This is a genomic window from Aquabacterium sp. T101 (assembly GCF_057219775.1).
Map to the genome: position 1 here is coordinate 50,058 of NZ_JBXVVZ010000009.1, position 17,532 is coordinate 67,589.

Sequence of the window (17,532 nt, forward strand, 5' to 3'; positions counted from 1 at the left end):
CCGTGGCCCGCCGTCCACACCCTCATGGGTGATGGGCGCGGCCGGCCCCCCCTTCGATAATCCGGTCGATGGGCACCTCCTCCCGCGCCTTGCCGCGCCCCAGCGACGCGCAGCGTCTGGCGCAGCGTGCCTGGAAGCTGCTGCACATCGATTCCGCCCGCGCCAACACGCTGGCCGAGCAGGCGCTGTCGCGGGCGCTGGCCCGCCGCGACGAGGCCGGCGAGGCCTGGGCCCGTCTGGCGCGCGGCTTCCACCTGCTGTACTTTGCCCGGCCGCGCGTGGCCGCGCCGGAGCTGCGCGCGGCCCAGCGCCTGTTCGACGCGCAGGGCCATCGCGTGGGCCACATCCTGGCGCGCACCGGCATGGCGCGCGGCCTGTGGCGCGAGGGTCGTTATGACGACGCGCTGGAGCTGGCGCTGTCGCTGCGCGACGAGGGCCTGGCCGTGCTGCGCCACGAGCAGCGGGGCCTGCTCCTGAATACCATTGCGGGCTGCTACTCGGCGCGCAATCACTCCGAGCAGGCCTTCGCGTACATGTACCAGGCGCTGCGCGACGCGCCGCCGGCGCGCGGCCATGGCTACGACGCGGTGCTGCATTGCAATCTGGCCCACGAGCTGCTGCAGTTCGGCGACTACCACCAGGCGCTGCGCCACGTCGAGGCCGGGCTGGCGCGCTTCGACCCGCAGCGCAACCCGCGCCTGGCCAGCGTGCTGTGGATCAACCGCGTCATCGCGCTGACCGACCTCGACCGTCCCGCCGAGGCCTTGCCCGACATCCGGCGCATCGTCGCGATCCCCGCCGACGGCAGTGGGCGCGGCGCGCTGACACCGCACTTCGAGACCCTGGCCATCGCGGCGCTGCGAGCCGGCGACGTGGATCTGGGGCGTGGGCTTGTCGCGCAGGCGCTGGCCGTGGAGCGCGAGCCGATCGTCGAGGAGCAGATGGAGGTGGCCCTGGCCAGCGCCCTGCTGTCGGGCATCGATGGCGACCTGGTGAAGGCCCGCGACCTGCTGGCCGCGGTGCGCGGGCCGGCGGAGCAGGGCGCGCCTGGCGTCAGCCTGCGCGTGCGCTGCGCGATCCAGCAGGCGCGGTCCGAACTGGCCGAGGCGATGGGCGACCCGGTCGCCGCGCTCGATGCGCTGCGCAGCTGGCAGGCCCTGACCCGCGAGCGGTCGCAGCTGGCGTCGCGCGCGCACTACCAGGCGGCCGCGTTGCAGACCGAACTGCTGCTGCTGCAGCACAAGCTCGACGAGAAGGACGCGCAGCGCCGTGCCACCGAGCGCGCGCGTTCCGAGCTGGAGTCGGCCAACCGGGCGCTGTCGCAGAAGATCGACGAGGTGCAGTCGCTGCAGCAGGCCCTGCGCCAGCAGGCCACGCGCGACGAGCTGACCGGGCTGTTCAACCGTCGCCACCTCAACGAGACGCTGCCGTCGATCTGGGCCCTGGCGCGGCGCGATGGCCGGCCCCTGGCCGCGGTGATCATCGACCTGGACCATTTCAAGCGCGTCAACGACGAGCACGGGCATGACGCTGGCGACCGCCTGCTGGCGGGATTCGGGCGCCTGCTCGGCGCCAGTCTGCGCAAGAGCGACGTCGCCTGCCGCTATGGCGGCGAGGAGTTCTGCGTGCTGATGCCCGACACCGACGCCGCCGGGGCGCGGCGCAAGGTGGCGGCGCTGCTGAAGCGCTGGCGCGTCGAGTCGCTGCTGCAGGGCGCGGCCGGCGGCGCCGGCACGAGCTTCTCGGCCGGGGTGGCCGACTCGCGCCAGGCACCGGCGTCCTGGCAGGCCCTGCTCAAGGCCGCCGACGAGCAGCTACTGGCCGCCAAGCGCGAGGGCCGCAACCGCGTGCGGGTGGCGGCCGAGGACGCTCAGGCCTAGCTGCCGCTCTTGCCCAGCAGCGTGAAGTGCTCCACCACCGGGGGCTGGGCGAAGAACGGGCCGACGATCGCGCGCCACTGCGGGAACAGCGGCCCGCCGCGAAAGCCCACGGTGTGGTCCTCCAGCGTGTCCCAGAAGATGGTCAGCAGGTAGCGCTCGGGGCTTTCCACGCCCTTGTTGACCTTCCAGCCACGGAAGCCCCTGGCCTGGCTGATGACCGTGGTCAGGCCGCGCTGGATGGCCTCGTCGAACGCGGCCTGCTCGCCCGGGCGGATGCGGATGTCGGCGACCTCGAGGATCATGGCGTCACATCCGGCAGCCGCGGCCCGGGTCGGCCAGGGCCTTGACCGCGACGCCGGTCACCACGTTGTAGTTGCCGCGGACCTCGCGCACGTAGAAGTCCTGCGTCGGGTTGTGCTGCGGGCTGAGCGTGAACTTGCCGCGCGGGCTGTCGATCTGGGCCTTCTTCATGGCGGCGTAGAGCGCGTCCTTCTTGCTCATGTCGCCCTTGACCGCGTTCAGGCCCGTGGCCAGCATCTGCGCCGCGTCGTAGCCCTGCATCGCGTAGACGTCGGGGTTGACCTTGTAGGTCACCGCGAACTTGTTGCGGAAGGCGTTGTTGCGCGGCGTCTCGATGTTGTCGCCGTAGTGCAGCGCGGTGATCAGGCCCTGCGCCGACGCGCCCTGCGCTTCCAGCGTGCCGTCGGTCAGGAAGCCCGAGCCCATCAGCGGGATGCTGCGCTTGAGGCCCGCGGCGTCGTAGTCCTTGACGAACTTGACCGCGCCGCCGCCGGCGAAGAAGGCGAACACCACGTCCGGCTTCTGCGAGGCGATCTCGGTGAGCAGGGGCTGGAACTCCACGTTGGGGAAGGGCAGCGTGAGGTCCTTGATGACCTTGCCGCCGCCCTTCTCGAACGCCTCGGTGAAGCCCTTGACCGTCTCGTTGCCCGCGGCATAGCCCCAGGTGATGGTCATGGCGCGCTTGTAGCCCTTGCCCGCGGCGACGACGCCGGTGGCATAGCCCGGCTGCCAGTTCGAGAACGAGCTGCGGAAGATGTTGGGCGCGCACTGCGGGCCGGTGATCGCGTCGGCGCCGGCGTTGGGCACGATCAGCAGCGTGCCGCTGTCCTTGGCGGCGCGGGCCATGGCCAGCGCGACGCCGGAGTGGACGGTGCCGATGATCACGTCGACGTTGTCGCGCTTGATCAGCTTGTTGACGTTGTCGGTGGCCTTGGACGGCTCGCTCTCGTCGTCGACCTTGAAGTACTGGATGGTGCGGCCGCCGAGCTTGCCGCCCTGCTCCTCGACGTGCATCTTGAAGCCGCGCTCGATCATGTCGCCCAGCGCGGCGAAGGTGCCGGTGGACGGCAGCATCAGGCCCACCTTGAGCGGCGGCTGGGTCTGCGCCTGGGCGGAGGTGAGGGTGGCAAGGGCGGCGGCGGCTGCGAGGCAGGCCAGGGCGGGGCGGCGCATGGTGGTCGGGCTCCAGGAAAGGTTGCAGGAAACGCTGGCGCGAGGATGCCCGGCCCGACGCCTTGGGGGCAAGGGGGTTATCGCGGGGAGGCGGCGGCGCGGCGGCCGCCGCGCCCGTCTCAGTGCACCTGGGCGGCCGGCGCGTAGACCGACCCGAAACGGTTGCCGAGGAAGGCCGCCAGCGGCACCTGCTCCTGGCGCACGAACCCGGCCTGCGGCAGCGCGCCCTGGGCCAGCAGGTCGAGCATCGCGCACAGCGACGAGGCGGTGGTGATCTGGATCGCGCTGCGCACCTCGCCTCCGGCCTCGTGGCGCAGCGGCGCGCTGTAGACCTTGCGCGCATAGGTCTCCTGCACCAGGCGGCCCTCGCGCCAGCCGGCCACCGTCACGAAGATGATCACCACGTCCTGCGTCGTGGCCGGCACCGCGTTCTCGAGGATGTCCTTGAGCACGTCGCGCCGGTCGGCCAGCCGCAGGTCGTGCAGCAGCGCCTTCATGATGGCGGCGTGGCCGGGGTAGCGGATGGTGCGGTAGTTCAGCGTGCGCACGCGGCCTGCCAGCGTCTCGCACAGCGTGCCCAGCCCGCCGGACGTGTTGAAGGCCTCGTAGAGCACGCCGTCGAGCGCGAACTCCTCGCGCTCCTCCAGTGCCGGCACCGACACCGCGCGGCCGTCGACGATGGCCTCGCAGGGCTCGATGTACTCGTTGATGACGCCCTCGGTGCTCCAGGTCAGGTTGTAGTTGAGGGCGTTGCTGGGATAGGCGGGCAGCGCGCCGACGCGCATGCGCACGCTGTCGAGCCGGTCGAATCGCGCCGCGAGGTCGGCCGCGACGATCGAGATGAAGCCCGGCGCGAGGCCGCACTGCGGGATCAGGGCGCTGCGGGCGCCGTCGGCCAGTTCGCGGATGCGCTTCGTGCTGGCCACGTCCTCGGTCAGGTCCAGGTAGTGCACGCCCGCGTCGCGGGCCGCCTCGGCGATGCGGGTGGTGAGGTGGAAGGGCGCCGCCGACAGCACGGCCCACTGCCCGGCCAGCGCCTTGCGCAGCGACGCGTCGTCGGCCACGTCGAGCACCTGCGTCTGCACGCGGGGCATCGGCGGCAGCGCCGCCGGGTCCCGGTCGGCCAGGGTCACGTCGTAGTCGCCGCTGCCGGCCAGCAGTTCGGCCACCACCTGGCCGATCTTGCCGGCCCCCACGAGAAGTACAGGTCGCTTGTTCATGGCCCACAGCATGCCTGGGGTGCATGCAGAACGCAGCCTCGAAACAGATGAATCGACGAGATAATTTCGTCATTTGGACGAATACAATCGTCGAAATGACGGCAACGATCGACGACACCGACCGCGCCCTGCTGGCCCTGCTGCGCGACGACGCCCGTGCCTCGGCGGCCGAGCTGGGGCGCCGGCTGTCGCTGTCGCGCACCACGGTGCAGAGTCGCCTGGTGCGCCTCGAGCGCGAGCGCGTGGTGGTGGGCTACACGGTGGTGGTGGCCGACGCGGCCGAGGCGGCGCTGGTGCGGGCGCATGTGCTGATCACCGCGCACCCGAAGCAGAGCGCCGGCATCGAGGCGGCGCTGCGGCGCATCCCCGAGGTGCGCACGCTGCACTCGGTGAGCGGGCCGTTCGACCTGATCGCGGTGCTGGCGGCCGAATCGATCGGAGCGCTCGACGCGCTGATCGATCGCATCGGCAGCCTCGACGGGGTGGAACGCACCACGTCGGCCATCGTGCTTTCTACACGGATCGCGCGCTGAGCCCGCGCGTCGCTGCGACGCGGCGTCAAGTTCGAGCGGCACCGGCCGAAACCGGGACAGACGCCGAGAGTGAAGTTCGACCTTGAGCCACGCTGCCCCCACCATTGCCACTGCCGACCTCCAGGTCGGCATGTTCGTCCACCTGGACCTGGGGTGGATGTCGCATCCGTTCGCGCTGTCCAGCTTCCGGATCGCGGACACGAACCAGATCGCCACCATCCGCTCGCTCGGCCTGGCGCGCGTGCGCTGGAGCCCGGAGCAGAGCGACCCGGCGGTGCTGGAGCCCAAGCCTGCGCCGGCGAAGCCGGCCGCGCCCGCCGCCCCGCCCGAGCCACCGCCCGACACCGTCACCCGCGCGGCCATCGCCGAGCGTACGCGCGTCGAGCGCCAGGCCGCGGCGGCCCAACGTTCCGCCGCGCAGCTGGTGCAGCGCCAGTACGGCGAGGCCGCGCGCGACTGGCGCGGTGCCTCCGACCTGGCGCTGAAGGACCCGCAGGCCGCCGGCCAGCGCCTGGGCGCCCTGACCCGCGCCCTGGTCGAGAAGATGCTCGCCGCGCGCGAGCTGTCGATCCGCGCCGTGTCGGCCACGCCGGGCGACCGGGCCACGCACCCGCTCAACGTGGGCGTGATCTCGCTGCTGATGGGCCGCCTGTGCGGCATGTCCGAGGCCGACCTGATCGACCTGGGCGTGGGCGCGCTGACGCACGACCTGGGCAAGCTTGAACTGCCCTCGCACCTGCACCGCCAGGACGAGCACTGGACCAGCGCCGAGACCGCGCGCTACCGCGACCACGTCGCGCTGGGCGTGGCGCTGGGCAAGCGCATGGGCCTGTCGCCGGGCGCGCTGCTGGTGGTGGGTCAGCATCACGAGCATTGCGACGGCAGCGGCTTCCCGCAGGGCGTGGATGCCAACCGCATGAGCGTGGCCGCGCGCGTGGTCGCGCTGGTCAACCGCTACGACAACCTGTGCCACCCGGCGCAGGCCGCGCGCGCCATGTCGCCGCACGAGGCGCTGTCGCTGCTGTATGCCCAGGGCCAGAAGCGCTACGACCCGGCGATCCTGAACACCTTCGTCCGCATGATGGGCGTCTACCCGCCGGGCTCGGTGGTGCAGCTCACCGACGACCGCTGGGCCGTGGTGGAAAGCGTCAATGCGGCGCGGCCGCTCAAGCCGCGTGTCACCGTCCACGAGCCGCATGTGCCGGTGGACGAGGCCCCGATGGTGGACCTGGCCCTGGAAGCCTCGCTGGGCATCCGGCGCAGCGTGCCGGTGTCGCAGCTGCCGCGCGAGCTGCAGGAGCCGCTGGCACCGCAGTCGAGGTCGTGCTGGTTCTTCGAGGCCGGCGTCAGCGAGGAGCCGTCTTCCGAGCACGGCGAGCTGGCCCAGGCGCAGCACCACTGATCGAGCGCAGGCCCCGAGCCCGAGCCGCCTTGCGCGGCGCACGGCGCGGTCCTTAAATCGGGGTGTGAGCCCCGCCCGCCCGACCGCGCCATGAACGCGCTGGCTGCCATCGTGCAGGAGCGCCTGGGCGCGCGGGCGCCGGCCCTGGCGGTGCAGCTGCCCGGCGGGCCCCGCCTGGGCGCGGCGCAGGCCCCGGCGCTGCTGACGCTGACGGACCTGACCAGCCTGAGCCACCTCGCCCGCGGCCACGTCGGCCGGCTGGCCGAGGACTACGTCGAGGGCCGGGTCGACCTGCACGGCCCGATGCGCGCCATCGTCGAGGCGGCCGGCAACCTGATCGACGACGACCCGACCGCGGCGCGGCCCTCGGCCGGCGGATGGTGGGGCCGGCTGCTGCGGCACAGCCGCTCGCTGGCGCGGCACACGCCGCAGGCCGACGCACGCCAGATCGAGTTCCACTACGACGTCTCCGACGCCTTCTACGCCCTGTGGCTCGGGTCGCTGCGGGTGTACTCGTGCGCGTACTGGCGCGACGGCGTCGACGACCTCGACGGCGCCCAGGCCGCCAAGCTCGACCTCGTGTGCCGCAAGCTGATGCTGCGGCCGGGCGACCGCTTCCTCGACGTCGGCGCCGGCTGGGGCGGCCTGCTGCTGTGGGCGGCCGAGCACTACGGCGTGGACGCCACCGGCATCACGCTGTCGCGTCACCAGCATGCCCACGTGAACCGGCTGATCGCACAGCGCGGCCTGGGCGGCCGGGTGCGCATGGAATTGCTCGACTACCGCGCGCTGCCCGAGGACCGCCGCTTCGACCGCATTGCCTCGATCGGCATGTTCGAGCATGTCGGGCGCGCGCGGCTGCCGGACTACTTCGCGAGGCTGCACCGCCTGCTCGAGCCCGGCGGCCTGCTGCTCAACCACGGCATCACCGCCGGCGGCACCCGCAACAGCCAGCTCGGCGCGGGCATCGGGGACTTCGTCGAGCGCTACATCTTCCCGGGAGGCGAACTGCTGCACGTGTCGCACGTGCTCGCCGCGATGGCCGAGGCCGGCTGGGAGGCGGTGGACGTGGAGAACCTGCGGCCGCACTACGCGCGCACGCTATGGGCCTGGTCCGACGCACTCGAGGCCCGGCTCGACGCCGCCCGCGCCGCCAGCTCGGAGCGGGTGGTCCGGGCCTACCGGCTCTACCTGGCCGGCAGCGCGATGGCCTTCGAGCGCGGCTGGATGGCGCTGCACCAGGTGCTGGCCGCCCGGCCCAGCGGCCGCGTCGAGGACGGCCCGATCCGGGGTGCACAATCGGCTTATCCGTTCACGCGGGACTACATCTACCGCGATGCCACGGCCCACCCGATGCTCTACAAGTTCAAGTCCAAGGCAGCAGGCGACGTCATCATGCTCGGCCCCAACGGGGACCAGCTGCTGCGCACCGTCGGCCGCGAGCCGGCGGCCAAGGGCATCTTCGAGGTGGACCACATGCCGGCGCTGATCGCGGCGCTGGAAGCCGCGGTGGCTGCCGACGACGCGCGGCGCGAACAGCAGGGCGCCGACGACGACGGCGGCGCCCGCGGCAAGGGCGACGGGGTCACGCTGCGCCAGCGCGTGTGGCCGCTGGTCGAGATGCTGCGCCGCTGCCATGCGGCGCGCGAGGTGATCACCTGGGGGACCTGACGTGAAGCTCTGGAGCGACAGCTGGACCAATGGCGACCGCATCGGCGAGCGTTATGCCGCCGGCCGCATCGACGGCAGCGGCGTGGGGTTCTCGGACAACCTGAATCCGCACCTGGCCTGGAGCGACCTTCCGGCGGGCACGCGCTCGCTGGTCCTGATCTGTCACGACTTCGACGTGCCGTCCAAGCCCGACGACGTGAACCAGCCGGACCGCGAGATCCCGAGCGACCTGCCGCGCGTGGACTTCTTCCACTGGTTGCTGGTGGACCTGCCCCCGTCGGTGTCGCACATCGCCGAGGGCGAGTTCAGCCGCGGCTTCACGGCCCGCGGCAAGCCCGGCCCGGCCTCGCTGCACGGCGCGCGCCAGGGCGTCAACGACTACACCGGCTGGTTCGCCGGCAACGCCGAGATGGCAGGCAGCTACTTCGGCTACGACGGCCCGTTCCCGCCCTTCAACGACTCGCTGGTGCACCACTACGTGTTCACGCTGTATGCCCTGGACATCGCCCGGCTGCCGGTCGACGGCGCCTTCAACGGCGTCCAGGTGCGCCAGGCGCTCGGCGGCCACGTGCTCGACGCGGCCACCTACTCGGGCACCTACACGCTCAACCGACGGCTGCTGCGGCCTTGATCGAGGCGGTCACCCGGCTTGTCGCCATCCGGCATGGCGAGACCGACTGGAACGTCGGCACCCGCATCCAGGGTCAGATCGACATCGGCCTGAACGCCCGCGGTCGCTGGCAGGCGGCGCGGCTGGGGCAGGCCCTGGCGGACGAGCGCTTCGACGCGGTCTACTCCAGCGACCTGGGGCGGGCGATGGACACGGCGCGCCCCCTGGCCGGCGCGGCGGGCCTCCCGGTGCTGCCGCACCCGGTGCTGCGCGAACGCGCCTTCGGCACCTTCGAGGGCCTCACCTTCGCCGAGATCGAGGAGCGCTTTCCCGACGAGGCGCGGCGCTGGCGCGAGCGCGACGCAGCCTTCGGGCCGCCGGGCGGCGAGACGCTGGCCGACTTCTACGCCCGTGCGGTGGCGGCGGTGGCGGGCATCGCGGCGCGTCACCGCGGGCAGCACATCGCCGTGGTCACGCACGGCGGCGTGCTCGACGCGCTGTACCGCGCCGCCACCCGCATGGCGCTCGATGCGCCGCGCACCTGGCAGGTGGGCAACGCCAGCATCAACCGGCTGCTGCACGGCGACGAAGGCTTCACGCTCGTCGGCTGGTCGGACAACCTCCACCTCGAGGCGCCGGCGCTCGACGAGGGCACGGCCTGAGGGCGGCCCCGCCGGCCGCAGCGGCGCGCTAGAAGAGCTCGGGCCCGCTGCGCGGCGGCACCACGCCGAGGTGCCGCCAGGCGGCGGCCGTGGCCGTGCGGCCGCGCGGCGTGCGCTGCAGGAAGCCCTGCTGGATCAGGTAGGGCTCGATCACGTCCTCGATCGTGCCTGCCTCCTCGCCGATGGCCGCGGCCAGGTTCTCCAGACCGACCGGGCCGCCGTCGAAGCGGTGGATCACGGCCTCCAGCAGCTTGCGGTCCATCACGTCGAAGCCCAGCGGGTCGACGTCGAGCATGGCCAGCGCGGCGTCGGCGACGGCGCTGTCGATGCGGCCCTGCGCCTTCACCTCGGCGTAGTCGCGCACGCGCCGCAGCAGCCGGTTGGCGATGCGCGGCGTGCCGCGCGAGCGCCGCGCGATCTGCTCGGCGCCGCCGGCGTCGATCGGCGCGCCCAGCAGGCCGGCCGAGCGGTGGACGATGCGTGCCAGCTCCTCGGGGGAATAGAACTCCAGCCGCGCGACGATGCCGAAGCGGTCGCGCAGCGGATTGGTCAGCATGCCCGCGCGCGTGGTCGCGCCCACCAGCGTGAAGGGCTGCAGGTCGAGCTTGATCGAGCGCGCCGCCGGCCCCTCGCCGATCAGGATGTCGATCTGGTAGTCCTCCAGTGCGGGATAGAGGATCTCCTCGACCACCGGCGACAGGCGGTGGATCTCGTCGATGAACAGCACGTCGTTGGCTTCGAGGCTGGTCAGGATGGCCGCGAGATCCTTCGGCTTCTCCAGCACCGGGCCCGAGGTCTGGCGCAGGTTGACGCCCAGTTCCGCCGCGACGATGTGGGCCATCGTTGTCTTGCCCAGCCCGGGCGGCCCGAACAGCAGCACGTGGTCCAGGGCCTCGGCACGGCGGCGCGCCGCGCTGATGAAGATCTCCAGCTGCTCGCGCGCCTTGGCCTGGCCGACGTAGTCCTGCAGCGCCTTGGGCCGCAGCGCGCGTTCGATCGCCTCCTCGTTGGGCGATGCGGCGGCGGCCGTGACGATGCGCCGGGCGGGCGCGCCGCCGAGGTCGTCGGTCTGGATGCTCATACAGCCATTATCGGCGCCCGTCGCGCGCCGCCGGCGGCTACTTCGACAGCGACTTCAGCGCCAGCTTGATGCCGTCGGCCACGCCCACGTCGGGCGGCAGCGCCTTGAGTGCTGCCGTGGCCTCGCGCTCGTTGTAGCCCAGCGCCACCAGCGCCTGCACGATGTCGGCCTGGGCGTCGCTGGCGACGCTGCCGGGCGTGCCCAGGTCGGGCGCGAGCTTGCCCTTGAGCTCGAGCAGCAGCCGCTCGGCGGTCTTCTTGCCGATGCCCGGCACCTTGGTCAGCCGCAGCGCCTGCTGCTGCGCCACGGCCTGCGCCAGCTCGTCCACCGACAGGCCCGACAGCACCGACAGCGCGGTGCGCGGGCCGATGCCCGAGATGCGGATCAGCTCGCGGAAGGTGGCGCGCTCGCCGGCGGTGAGGAATCCGTAGAGCAGCTGCGCGTCCTCGCGCACCACCAGGTGCGTCAGCAGGGTGACGCGCTCGCCCAGCGCCGGCAGGTTGTAGAACGTGCTCATCGGCACGTCGACCTCGTAGCCGACGCCGTGGCAGTCGACGAGCAGCTGGGGCGGGGACTTCTCCGCGAGGGTTCCGGACAGGCGGCCGATCATGGCCGCATTATTGACCCGCCCCGGGTCGACGCGCCGTCGCCTAGCGCCGGAACAGCCCGAGGCGCTGAGCCTCGAGCGCGGCCTCGGCGCGCGAGCTCACGTTGAGCTTGCGGTAGATCTGCTTCACGTAGTCGGCGATGGTGTGCCGGCTCAGGCCGAGCTGAACACCGATCTCGGGCAGCGTGAAGCCCTTGGCCACGCGCAGCAGCACCTCGCTCTCGCGCTCGGTCAGCGACACGTGGGGAAGGGCATTGGCCTGCGGCTTGGCCTGGTCGGCGAAGTAGGCGATGACGCGGCGCGCGATCGACGGCGACAGCGGCGGCTCGCCCTGGCTCATGCGCTGCAGCTGCTCGATGATCAGCTCGCGCGCCTGCTCCTTCAGGATGTAGCCGAAGGCGCCGGCCTGCAGCGCGGGAAAAAGGTGGTCGTCGTCGTCGTGGATCGTCACCACGACCGACTGGCAGTCGGCCTGCGTCTCGCGCAGCTTCTCGACCACGTCCACGCCGGAGCCGTCGGGCAGGCCCAGGTCCACCAGCGCCAGGTCGAAGCGGATCGCCGACACCAGCTCCAGTGCGTCGTGCACGCGCGCGGCCTCGGAGATCTGGCCGTCGGGGAACACGCGCAGCACCAGGTCCTTCATCCAGGCGCGGATCTCCGGCAGGTCTTCGAGCAGCAGGATGGTCTTCATGGCGTGTCCTCGCATTGAGCCTTCGGGTTGTACCCCAGGCTCAGCCCGGCAGCGTGTGCTTCTCGAGGGGAATCGTGAGGCGGATCACGGTTCCGTAGCCCGGGCCCGACTCCACCAGGCACTGGCCCTGCAGTTGCTTGGCGCGGTGCTTCATGCTGGACATGCCGTGCCCCCGGTCGAGCCGGCCGTCCAGCTCGAGCGGGATGCCCTTGCCGTTGTCCTGGATCTTGAGCTGGAAGTCGCCGCTGGAGATGGTGCAGCGGATCGAGCAGCGAGATGCGCCGCTGTGCTTGATGATGTTGTTGACCGCCTCGCGCAGGATGCGCGTGGTCTGCACGTAGGCCCGCGCCGACAGGGTCTGCGGCAGGTCCTCGCCCGGGGCCTGCCAGTCGCCCTCGACGCCGGTCTGCGACAGTCGGCCCACCACCTCGGCGCGCCAGTCGCCCAGCGCGTCGATCAGCTTGACCGGCTTGCCGGTCAGGCCGCGCACCGATAGGCGCATCTCCTCCAGGGCCTCGCGCGCCAGCGTCGAGATGCGCTCGCTCTCGCTGGTGTGCACGATGGTCAGCAGCTTGGCGCCGAGGTCGTCGTGCAGGTCGGCCGCGATGCGCTTGCGCTCCTGCTGGGTCACCTGCTCGACGCGGGTCTCGGCCATCTGGGCGTAGTTGCGTTCCATCACGGCGGTGGCCTCGCGCACGCGCAGCTCGAGCGACGCGCGAAGGTCCTCCGCGGTCTGCAGCGCGCGGCCGTAGCGCTGCACCAGCCACACGCCCAGGCCGACGAAGCCGAGCGGGATCGCCGCGTGCGGCAGCACGCGCACGCCGTCGGCCAGAAGTTCCTGCTGACCGGCCAGCTCGATGCCGACCATGGCGCCGATGATGGCCAGCACTGCGAGCATGGGCCAGAAGTCGTGCCGCCGCTCGCGCCAGGTGATGTGCAGGTAGAAGAGCATCGCCACCAGCACCTGCACGGCCAGCAGCACGTACCAGGAGCTGGCGATCATGTTGACGCGCAGCGGACCGGCCAGCAGCAGGCTGGCCGGCACGATCGCGCACTGCGCCAGCAGCGCCACCTCGATCGGCCGCGAGCGCCGGTTGGCGAAGTGCAGCAGGAACTGCACCGCGCACAGCGCCACCAGCGGCACCAGGGCCACCAGCAGCAGTTCGGTGTCGTAGTTGGGCAGCCCCAGGCCGGGCCACCACAGGCGCGCGGTGATCAGCGACCAGCCGATGCACAGGCCGCCGAAGTAGGCCAGGTGGCTCTCGCGCCGATGCCACCAGCCCATCACGAACACCACGGTGCCCATCAGCAGCAGGGCCGCCGACGCGACCTGCGGCAACGTGGACTTCATCAGCGTCAGGCGCTCGTGGAGCGCGTGCAGCTCGGGAAACGGCCCGACCAGCGGCGCGGACAGCCCGGCCGCGCGCTGCCGCGAGGCCACCTGCTCGAGCGCATAACCGGACAGGCGCAGGTCCAGTGCATTGCCGCGGTCTTCCAGCAGGGCGGCCGGCAGCGCCACCAGTCGCGGGCGCTCGCAGTCCTGGCTGATCGGGTCGGTGGTGCGGCCCGCGGCGAACAGGCGCTGGCCGTTGAGCTGCACCTCGACGTTGCCGCAGGCGCGCTCGATCAGCAGGCCCAGCAGCTGCCCGCGGTCGCGTGCGCCGACCGCGTCGAAGCGAAGCCGGTACCACGCGGGCGAGCGCACATGCGGTCGCGACTCCGACCAGTCGTCGGGCAGGGTCACCACGCGCCACACGGCCCGGGTGGGAAAGCGGTCCTCGCCGATGTCGTCGGCGATCAGCGCGTCGGCGAAGCGCTGGCTCGTCGGCTCCTGCGCCAGGGCCGCGCCCCAGGGCCCGAGCCACCAGCACGCCGCCAGCAGCAGGATCAGCCAGAGGCTGGGCGCGGTGAATCGGCTCGCGCGACCGCGGCAGGCAACGGCAGCAGACATGGCCGACGATTGTGCAGGATGGTGCGGCCCTGGCGACGCGGCCACAATCGGCCCTTCGTTGCATCCTGCGCATCTGCCCGTGATCCTGCGCCACGCCTTCACTCCGGTCGACAACCTGCGCCTGGGCCACCTCAGCGGTGCCCTGGACGCGCACCTGCGCGCGGTGGAGGCGGCGCTGGGTGTGACCATCTCGCGCCGACAGGAGGTGTTCCGCATCGAGGGCCCGAAGCCGGCGGCCGAGAAGGCCCGCGCGCTGCTGGAGACCCTGTACGCGCGCGCGGCACGCCCGATCGGCGAGCAGGCCCTGCAACTTGCGCTGGCCGATGCCGGCGCGTCCGCCACGGGCGCGGCCGCGGAGGGCGACGAGATCGTGCTGCACACGCGTCGCGCCGACCTCGCCGGCCGCACGCCGAACCAGCGCCAGTACCTGCGCCACATCCTGGACCACGACATCGCCTTCGGCATCGGCCCGGCGGGCACGGGCAAGACCTTCCTGGCCGTGGCCTGTGCCGTCGACGCGCTCGAGCGCAGCGCGGTGCAGCGCATCGTGCTGACGCGGCCCGCGGTGGAAGCCGGCGAGCGGCTGGGCTTCCTGCCGGGCGACCTGACGCAGAAGGTCGACCCCTACCTGCGGCCGCTGTACGACGCGCTGTACGACCTGATGGGCTTCGACCGCGTCACCAAGGCCTTCGAACGCGCCACGCTGGAGATCGCGCCGCTGGCGTTCATGCGCGGCCGCACCCTGAACCATTCCTTCGTCATCCTCGACGAGGCGCAGAACACCACGCCCGAGCAGATGAAGATGTTCCTCACCCGCATCGGCTTTGGCAGCAAGGCGGTGATCACCGGCGACACGAGCCAGATCGACCTGCCGCGCGGTGCCACCAGCGGCCTGGTCGAGGCCGAGCAGGTGCTGGCGCGGGTGAAGGGCATCGCGATGACGCGCTTCACTTCGGCCGACGTGGTGCGCCATCCGCTGGTGGCGCGCATCGTCGAGGCCTACGAGCGGGCGGGCCGGGCCGATGGCACCTGAGCTGCACCTGTCGCTGCAGCAGCCCGACGGCCGCCATCGCGCCGTGCTGGCGCGGCACCGGGTGGCACGCTGGATCCGCGCCGCGTTGTCGGCGCCGGCACAGATCGCGGTGCGCATCGTCGACGAGGACGAGGGCCGTGCCCTCAACCGCGACTACCGCGGCCGCGACTACGCCACCAACGTGCTCACCTTCGACTACCAGCGCGAGCCGCTCGTGACGGCCGACCTCGTGCTGTGCGCGCCGGTGGTGGCGCGCGAGGCGCGCGAGCAGCGCAAGCCGCTGGAGGCGCACTACGCGCACCTCGTGGTGCACGGCACCCTGCATGCCCAGGGCTGGGACCACGAGCGGGCCGCACAGGCGCGGCGCATGGAAGCGCTGGAGGTGAAGGTGCTGCAGGCTCTGGGCTACGCCGACCCCTACCGCGCCGCGCCGGCGCGTCAGCCGCGCGTGCTCAGGTAGCGCTTGCGCCAGAAGAAGGCGCCCAGGCCGAGTCCGAGCGCCGTCATCAGCCCGAGCGTGACCCACACGCCGGTGGCCGTATGGATCAGCGGCAGCGCGTCGAAATTCATGCCGAAGAAGCCGGTGACGAGGTTCAGCGGCATGAAGATCGCCGTCAGCACGGTCAGCGTGCGCATGATGTCGTTGGTGCGGTGCCCGAGCGCGGAAAAGTGCATCTGCACCGCGTTCTCGGCCGACTGCTCCAGGCGCCGCACATGGGTCAGCACGCGCTCGATGTGCTCGAGCACGTCGCGCGAGCGCACGCTCAGCAGCTCGCGCTCGCGGCCCGCACCGGGGTCGCCGGGGGCGGGCCATTCCGCCAGCGCGTCGATCCACTCCTGCACGGCGGCGCGCTGGTCCTCGCAGGTGTCCTCGAGCAGGTGCAGCGCATTGCGGGCCTCCAGCAGCAGCGGCCAGTCGTGGAACCGGCTCTTCGGGTTGAGCAGTTCGCGCTGCAGGAAGCCGAGTTGCCGCGTCAGCAGGCGGCGCAGGTCCAGGTAGCCGTCGACCATGTGGTTGAGCATGCGCAGCATCAGGTCGGCCGGCGCCGAGGGCAGCCGGACCGCGCCGCGCAGTTCCGCGCCCGCCGTCATGCCTGACAGGCGCTGCGCGAACCAGTCGCGCACCGCGCAGTCGGCCGGATGCACGGTGAGCAGCAGCCGGTCGAAGACCGCGAATCCCACCGGGCTGGTGTCGATCGACGACAGCGCCTGGCGCGCGGTGTCCAGCGAGCCGTGCTCCTCGTCGACGAAGAGCTTCTCGCTGCCGGCACCGGCCGCGAGCCGGCGGAACACCATCAGGTCGTACCAGGAGGTGTAGTCGAAGTGGCTCGGCAACTGGTTGTTGAGCAGGTCCGACACGTGCAGGTCGACCAGCGCGCCGAGGCCCCAGCGCTGCAGCAGCTCCTGCAGCTGCGGCCCCTGCACCTCGAACTCGCGCCTGGCGCTGCCGATCCAGAGGAAGCCGGTGTCCGGCAGCGTGTCGGGCAGGCCGCCCAGTTCGATGAAGCGGTCCGGGGTGACGTGGAAGACGCGCATCGGCCGGGCGGCGCGGGTCGATCGGTCAGCGCCGCAGGGCGCGCGCGGCGTCGAGCGCGAAGTAGGTGAGCACGCCATCGGCCCCGGCGCGCTTGAACGCGAGCAGCGACTCCATCATCACCGCGTCGTGGTCGAGCCAGCCGTTGGCCGCAGCGGCCTTGAGCATGCTGTACTCGCCGCTCACCTGGTAGGCGAACGTGGGCATGCGGAAGGTGTCCTTCACACGGCGCACGATGTCCAGGTAGGGCATGCCGGGCTTGACCATCACCATGTCCGCGCCTTCGGCGATGTCGAGCTGCACCTCGCGCAGCGCCTCGTCGCTGTTGGCCGGGTCCATCTGGTAGACCTTCTTGTCGCTCTTGCCCAGGTTGCCGGCCGAGCCCACCGCGTCGCGGAAGGGCCCGTAGAAGGCGCTGGCGTACTTGGCGCTGTAGGCCATGATGCGCGTGTGGATGCGGCCCGACGCTTCCAGCGCATTGCGGATCGCGCCGATGCGGCCGTCCATCATGTCGCTCGGCGCCACGATGTCGACGCCGGCCTCGGCCTGCACGCGGGCCTGGCCTACCAGCACCTCGACCGTCTCGTCGTTGAGGATGTAGCCGCTGGCGTCGATCAGGCCGTCCTGGCCATGCGAGGTGAACGGGTCGAGCGCGACGTCGGTCAGCAGCGCCAGTTCGGGGAAGCGTTGCTTGAGCGCGCGCACCGCGCGCGGCACCAGGCCTTCGGGGTTGAGCGCCTCGCGGCCGTCGGGGGTCTTCAGGGCCTTGTCGATCACCGGGAACAGCGCCATCACCGGCACGCCGAGCGAGACGCAGGCCTCGGCCTGCGCGAACAGGCGGTCCACCGACAGGCGCTGCACGCCGGGCATCGAGGCGACGTCCTCGGAGCGGTTGTCGCCGTCGAGCACGAACACCGGGTAGATGAAGTCGGCCGGCGCAAGGTGCGCCTCGCGCACCAGCGAGCGGATCGCGGCGTCGCGCCGAAGGCGCCGCGGACGGCTGGCGGGAAACGGGGGCAGGGGTGTGGTCATCGTGGAGGCGTCCGGACGTGAGCGCACGCTGTTTCCGGACCGTTACACAAGTCACGAAAACTGATACATTGCCCGGCGAATGATAGCTGCAAGGCCGTCATTCCCTGCTTTACCTCCCTGAGCAGGTGCCTTAGCGTGATGACAGCGATAAG

The 17,532-nt window shown here is 71.8% G+C and carries 17 protein-coding genes; 8 read left to right on the plus strand and 9 right to left on the minus strand.

Going from position 1 to position 17,532, the window contains the following annotated elements:
• The first annotated feature begins 68 nt into the window (after positions 1 to 68).
• The gene (locus tag AC2EAQ_RS17595) at positions 69 to 1,880 is read left to right on the plus strand and encodes a GGDEF domain-containing protein (RefSeq protein ID WP_484645740.1); all 1,812 of its coding nucleotides are present in this window, start codon (positions 69 to 71) and stop codon (positions 1,878 to 1,880) included.
• Here the strand turns inward: AC2EAQ_RS17595 and AC2EAQ_RS17600 are convergent.
• The 3 genes from AC2EAQ_RS17600 to AC2EAQ_RS17610 form a co-directional block, all read right to left on the minus strand.
• Positions 1,877 to 2,182: an antibiotic biosynthesis monooxygenase family protein gene (locus tag AC2EAQ_RS17600; protein ID WP_484645741.1), complete on the minus strand. Its 306-nt coding sequence runs from the start codon at positions 2,180 to 2,182 to the stop codon at positions 1,877 to 1,879. The genes AC2EAQ_RS17595 and AC2EAQ_RS17600 overlap by 4 nt on opposite strands.
• A 4-nt stretch (positions 2,183 to 2,186) precedes the next feature.
• Positions 2,187 to 3,353: an ABC transporter substrate-binding protein gene (locus tag AC2EAQ_RS17605; RefSeq protein WP_484645742.1), complete on the minus strand. Its 1,167-nt coding sequence runs from the start codon at positions 3,351 to 3,353 to the stop codon at positions 2,187 to 2,189.
• A 119-nt stretch (positions 3,354 to 3,472) separates the two neighbouring features.
• The gene (locus AC2EAQ_RS17610; RefSeq protein WP_484645743.1) at positions 3,473 to 4,573 is read right to left on the minus strand and encodes a saccharopine dehydrogenase family protein; all 1,101 of its coding nucleotides are present in this window, start codon (positions 4,571 to 4,573) and stop codon (positions 3,473 to 3,475) included.
• 95 nt (positions 4,574 to 4,668) lie between these two features.
• Between AC2EAQ_RS17610 and AC2EAQ_RS17615 the strand changes: the two genes are divergently transcribed.
• The 5 genes from AC2EAQ_RS17615 to AC2EAQ_RS17635 all read left to right on the plus strand — a co-directional run bounded on the left by AC2EAQ_RS17615 (position 4,669) and on the right by AC2EAQ_RS17635 (position 9,451).
• On the plus strand, positions 4,669 to 5,106 hold the full coding sequence (locus AC2EAQ_RS17615; protein WP_484645744.1) for an Lrp/AsnC family transcriptional regulator: 438 nt from the start codon (positions 4,669 to 4,671) through the stop codon (positions 5,104 to 5,106).
• 82 nt (positions 5,107 to 5,188) lie between these two features.
• Positions 5,189 to 6,508, plus strand: a complete 1,320-nt coding sequence (locus AC2EAQ_RS17620) for a cyclic di-GMP phosphodiesterase (protein ID WP_484645745.1) — start codon at positions 5,189 to 5,191, stop codon at positions 6,506 to 6,508.
• Positions 6,509 to 6,598: 90 nt separating this feature from the next.
• Positions 6,599 to 8,179, plus strand: a complete 1,581-nt coding sequence (locus tag AC2EAQ_RS17625; protein WP_484645746.1) for a class I SAM-dependent methyltransferase — start codon at positions 6,599 to 6,601, stop codon at positions 8,177 to 8,179.
• Position 8,180: 1 nt separating this feature from the next.
• Entirely contained in the window at positions 8,181 to 8,810 is a 630-nt protein-coding gene (locus AC2EAQ_RS17630) for a YbhB/YbcL family Raf kinase inhibitor-like protein (RefSeq protein WP_484645747.1), read from the plus strand.
• Positions 8,810 to 9,451 carry a histidine phosphatase family protein gene (locus AC2EAQ_RS17635; protein WP_484645823.1) on the plus strand — a complete coding sequence of 214 codons (642 nt, stop codon included), beginning with the start codon at positions 8,810 to 8,812 and terminating at the stop codon, positions 9,449 to 9,451. Before AC2EAQ_RS17630 ends, AC2EAQ_RS17635 begins: the two co-directional genes overlap by 1 nt.
• 28 nt (positions 9,452 to 9,479) lie before the next feature.
• On the opposite strand, the gene ruvB is transcribed toward AC2EAQ_RS17635, so the two are convergent.
• From ruvB to AC2EAQ_RS17655, 4 genes are read right to left on the minus strand one after another with little or no spacing between them, the layout of a single operon-like run.
• Positions 9,480 to 10,532, minus strand: coding sequence for a Holliday junction branch migration DNA helicase RuvB (gene ruvB, locus AC2EAQ_RS17640; protein ID WP_484645748.1), 1,053 nt, complete (start codon positions 10,530 to 10,532; stop codon positions 9,480 to 9,482).
• A 37-nt stretch (positions 10,533 to 10,569) separates the two neighbouring features.
• On the minus strand, positions 10,570 to 11,142 hold the full coding sequence (gene ruvA / locus AC2EAQ_RS17645) for a Holliday junction branch migration protein RuvA (protein WP_484645749.1): 573 nt from the start codon (positions 11,140 to 11,142) through the stop codon (positions 10,570 to 10,572).
• Positions 11,143 to 11,182: 40 nt separating this feature from the next.
• Positions 11,183 to 11,830 carry a response regulator gene (locus tag AC2EAQ_RS17650; RefSeq protein ID WP_484645750.1) on the minus strand — a complete coding sequence of 216 codons (648 nt, stop codon included), beginning with the start codon at positions 11,828 to 11,830 and terminating at the stop codon, positions 11,183 to 11,185.
• Positions 11,831 to 11,870: 40 nt separating this feature from the next.
• Positions 11,871 to 13,781, minus strand: a complete 1,911-nt coding sequence (locus AC2EAQ_RS17655) for a sensor histidine kinase (protein WP_484645751.1) — start codon at positions 13,779 to 13,781, stop codon at positions 11,871 to 11,873.
• Positions 13,782 to 13,860: 79 nt separating this feature from the next.
• Here AC2EAQ_RS17655 and AC2EAQ_RS17660 point away from each other — a divergent pair, with 79 nt between their 5' ends.
• Entirely contained in the window at positions 13,861 to 14,814 is a 954-nt protein-coding gene (locus AC2EAQ_RS17660) for a PhoH family protein (RefSeq protein ID WP_484645824.1), read from the plus strand.
• The gene (gene ybeY, locus AC2EAQ_RS17665) at positions 14,804 to 15,274 is read left to right on the plus strand and encodes an rRNA maturation RNase YbeY (RefSeq protein WP_484645752.1); all 471 of its coding nucleotides are present in this window, start codon (positions 14,804 to 14,806) and stop codon (positions 15,272 to 15,274) included. The genes AC2EAQ_RS17660 and ybeY overlap by 11 nt, the downstream gene beginning before the upstream one ends.
• Here ybeY and AC2EAQ_RS17670 read toward each other — a convergent pair.
• Positions 15,253 to 16,350: a magnesium transporter CorA family protein gene (locus AC2EAQ_RS17670; protein WP_484645753.1), complete on the minus strand. Its 1,098-nt coding sequence runs from the start codon at positions 16,348 to 16,350 to the stop codon at positions 15,253 to 15,255. The two genes, ybeY and AC2EAQ_RS17670, sit on opposite strands and share 22 nt — an antisense overlap.
• 25 nt (positions 16,351 to 16,375) lie before the next feature.
• Positions 16,376 to 17,380, minus strand: a complete 1,005-nt coding sequence (gene hemB, locus AC2EAQ_RS17675) for a porphobilinogen synthase (protein WP_484645754.1) — start codon at positions 17,378 to 17,380, stop codon at positions 16,376 to 16,378.
• Positions 17,381 to 17,532: the final 152 nt, after the last annotated feature.

Coding starts and splice junctions, on each gene's coding strand:
- AC2EAQ_RS17595 (WP_484645740.1), top strand. CDS start 69: ATGGGCACCTCCTCCCGCGCCTTGCCGCGCCCCAGCGACGCGCAGCGT.
- AC2EAQ_RS17600 (WP_484645741.1), bottom strand. CDS start 2,182: ATGATCCTCGAGGTCGCCGACATCCGCATCCGCCCGGGCGAGCAGGCC.
- AC2EAQ_RS17605 (WP_484645742.1), bottom strand. CDS start 3,353: ATGCGCCGCCCCGCCCTGGCCTGCCTCGCAGCCGCCGCCGCCCTTGCC.
- AC2EAQ_RS17610 (WP_484645743.1), bottom strand. CDS start 4,573: ATGAACAAGCGACCTGTACTTCTCGTGGGGGCCGGCAAGATCGGCCAG.
- AC2EAQ_RS17615 (WP_484645744.1), top strand. CDS start 4,669: ATGACGGCAACGATCGACGACACCGACCGCGCCCTGCTGGCCCTGCTG.
- AC2EAQ_RS17625 (WP_484645746.1), top strand. CDS start 6,599: ATGAACGCGCTGGCTGCCATCGTGCAGGAGCGCCTGGGCGCGCGGGCG.
- ruvB (WP_484645748.1), bottom strand. CDS start 10,532: ATGAGCATCCAGACCGACGACCTCGGCGGCGCGCCCGCCCGGCGCATC.
- ruvA (WP_484645749.1), bottom strand. CDS start 11,142: ATGATCGGCCGCCTGTCCGGAACCCTCGCGGAGAAGTCCCCGCCCCAG.
- AC2EAQ_RS17650 (WP_484645750.1), bottom strand. CDS start 11,830: ATGAAGACCATCCTGCTGCTCGAAGACCTGCCGGAGATCCGCGCCTGG.
- AC2EAQ_RS17655 (WP_484645751.1), bottom strand. CDS start 13,781: ATGTCTGCTGCCGTTGCCTGCCGCGGTCGCGCGAGCCGATTCACCGCG.
- ybeY (WP_484645752.1), top strand. CDS start 14,804: ATGGCACCTGAGCTGCACCTGTCGCTGCAGCAGCCCGACGGCCGCCAT.
- AC2EAQ_RS17670 (WP_484645753.1), bottom strand. CDS start 16,350: ATGCGCGTCTTCCACGTCACCCCGGACCGCTTCATCGAACTGGGCGGC.
- hemB (WP_484645754.1), bottom strand. CDS start 17,380: ATGACCACACCCCTGCCCCCGTTTCCCGCCAGCCGTCCGCGGCGCCTT.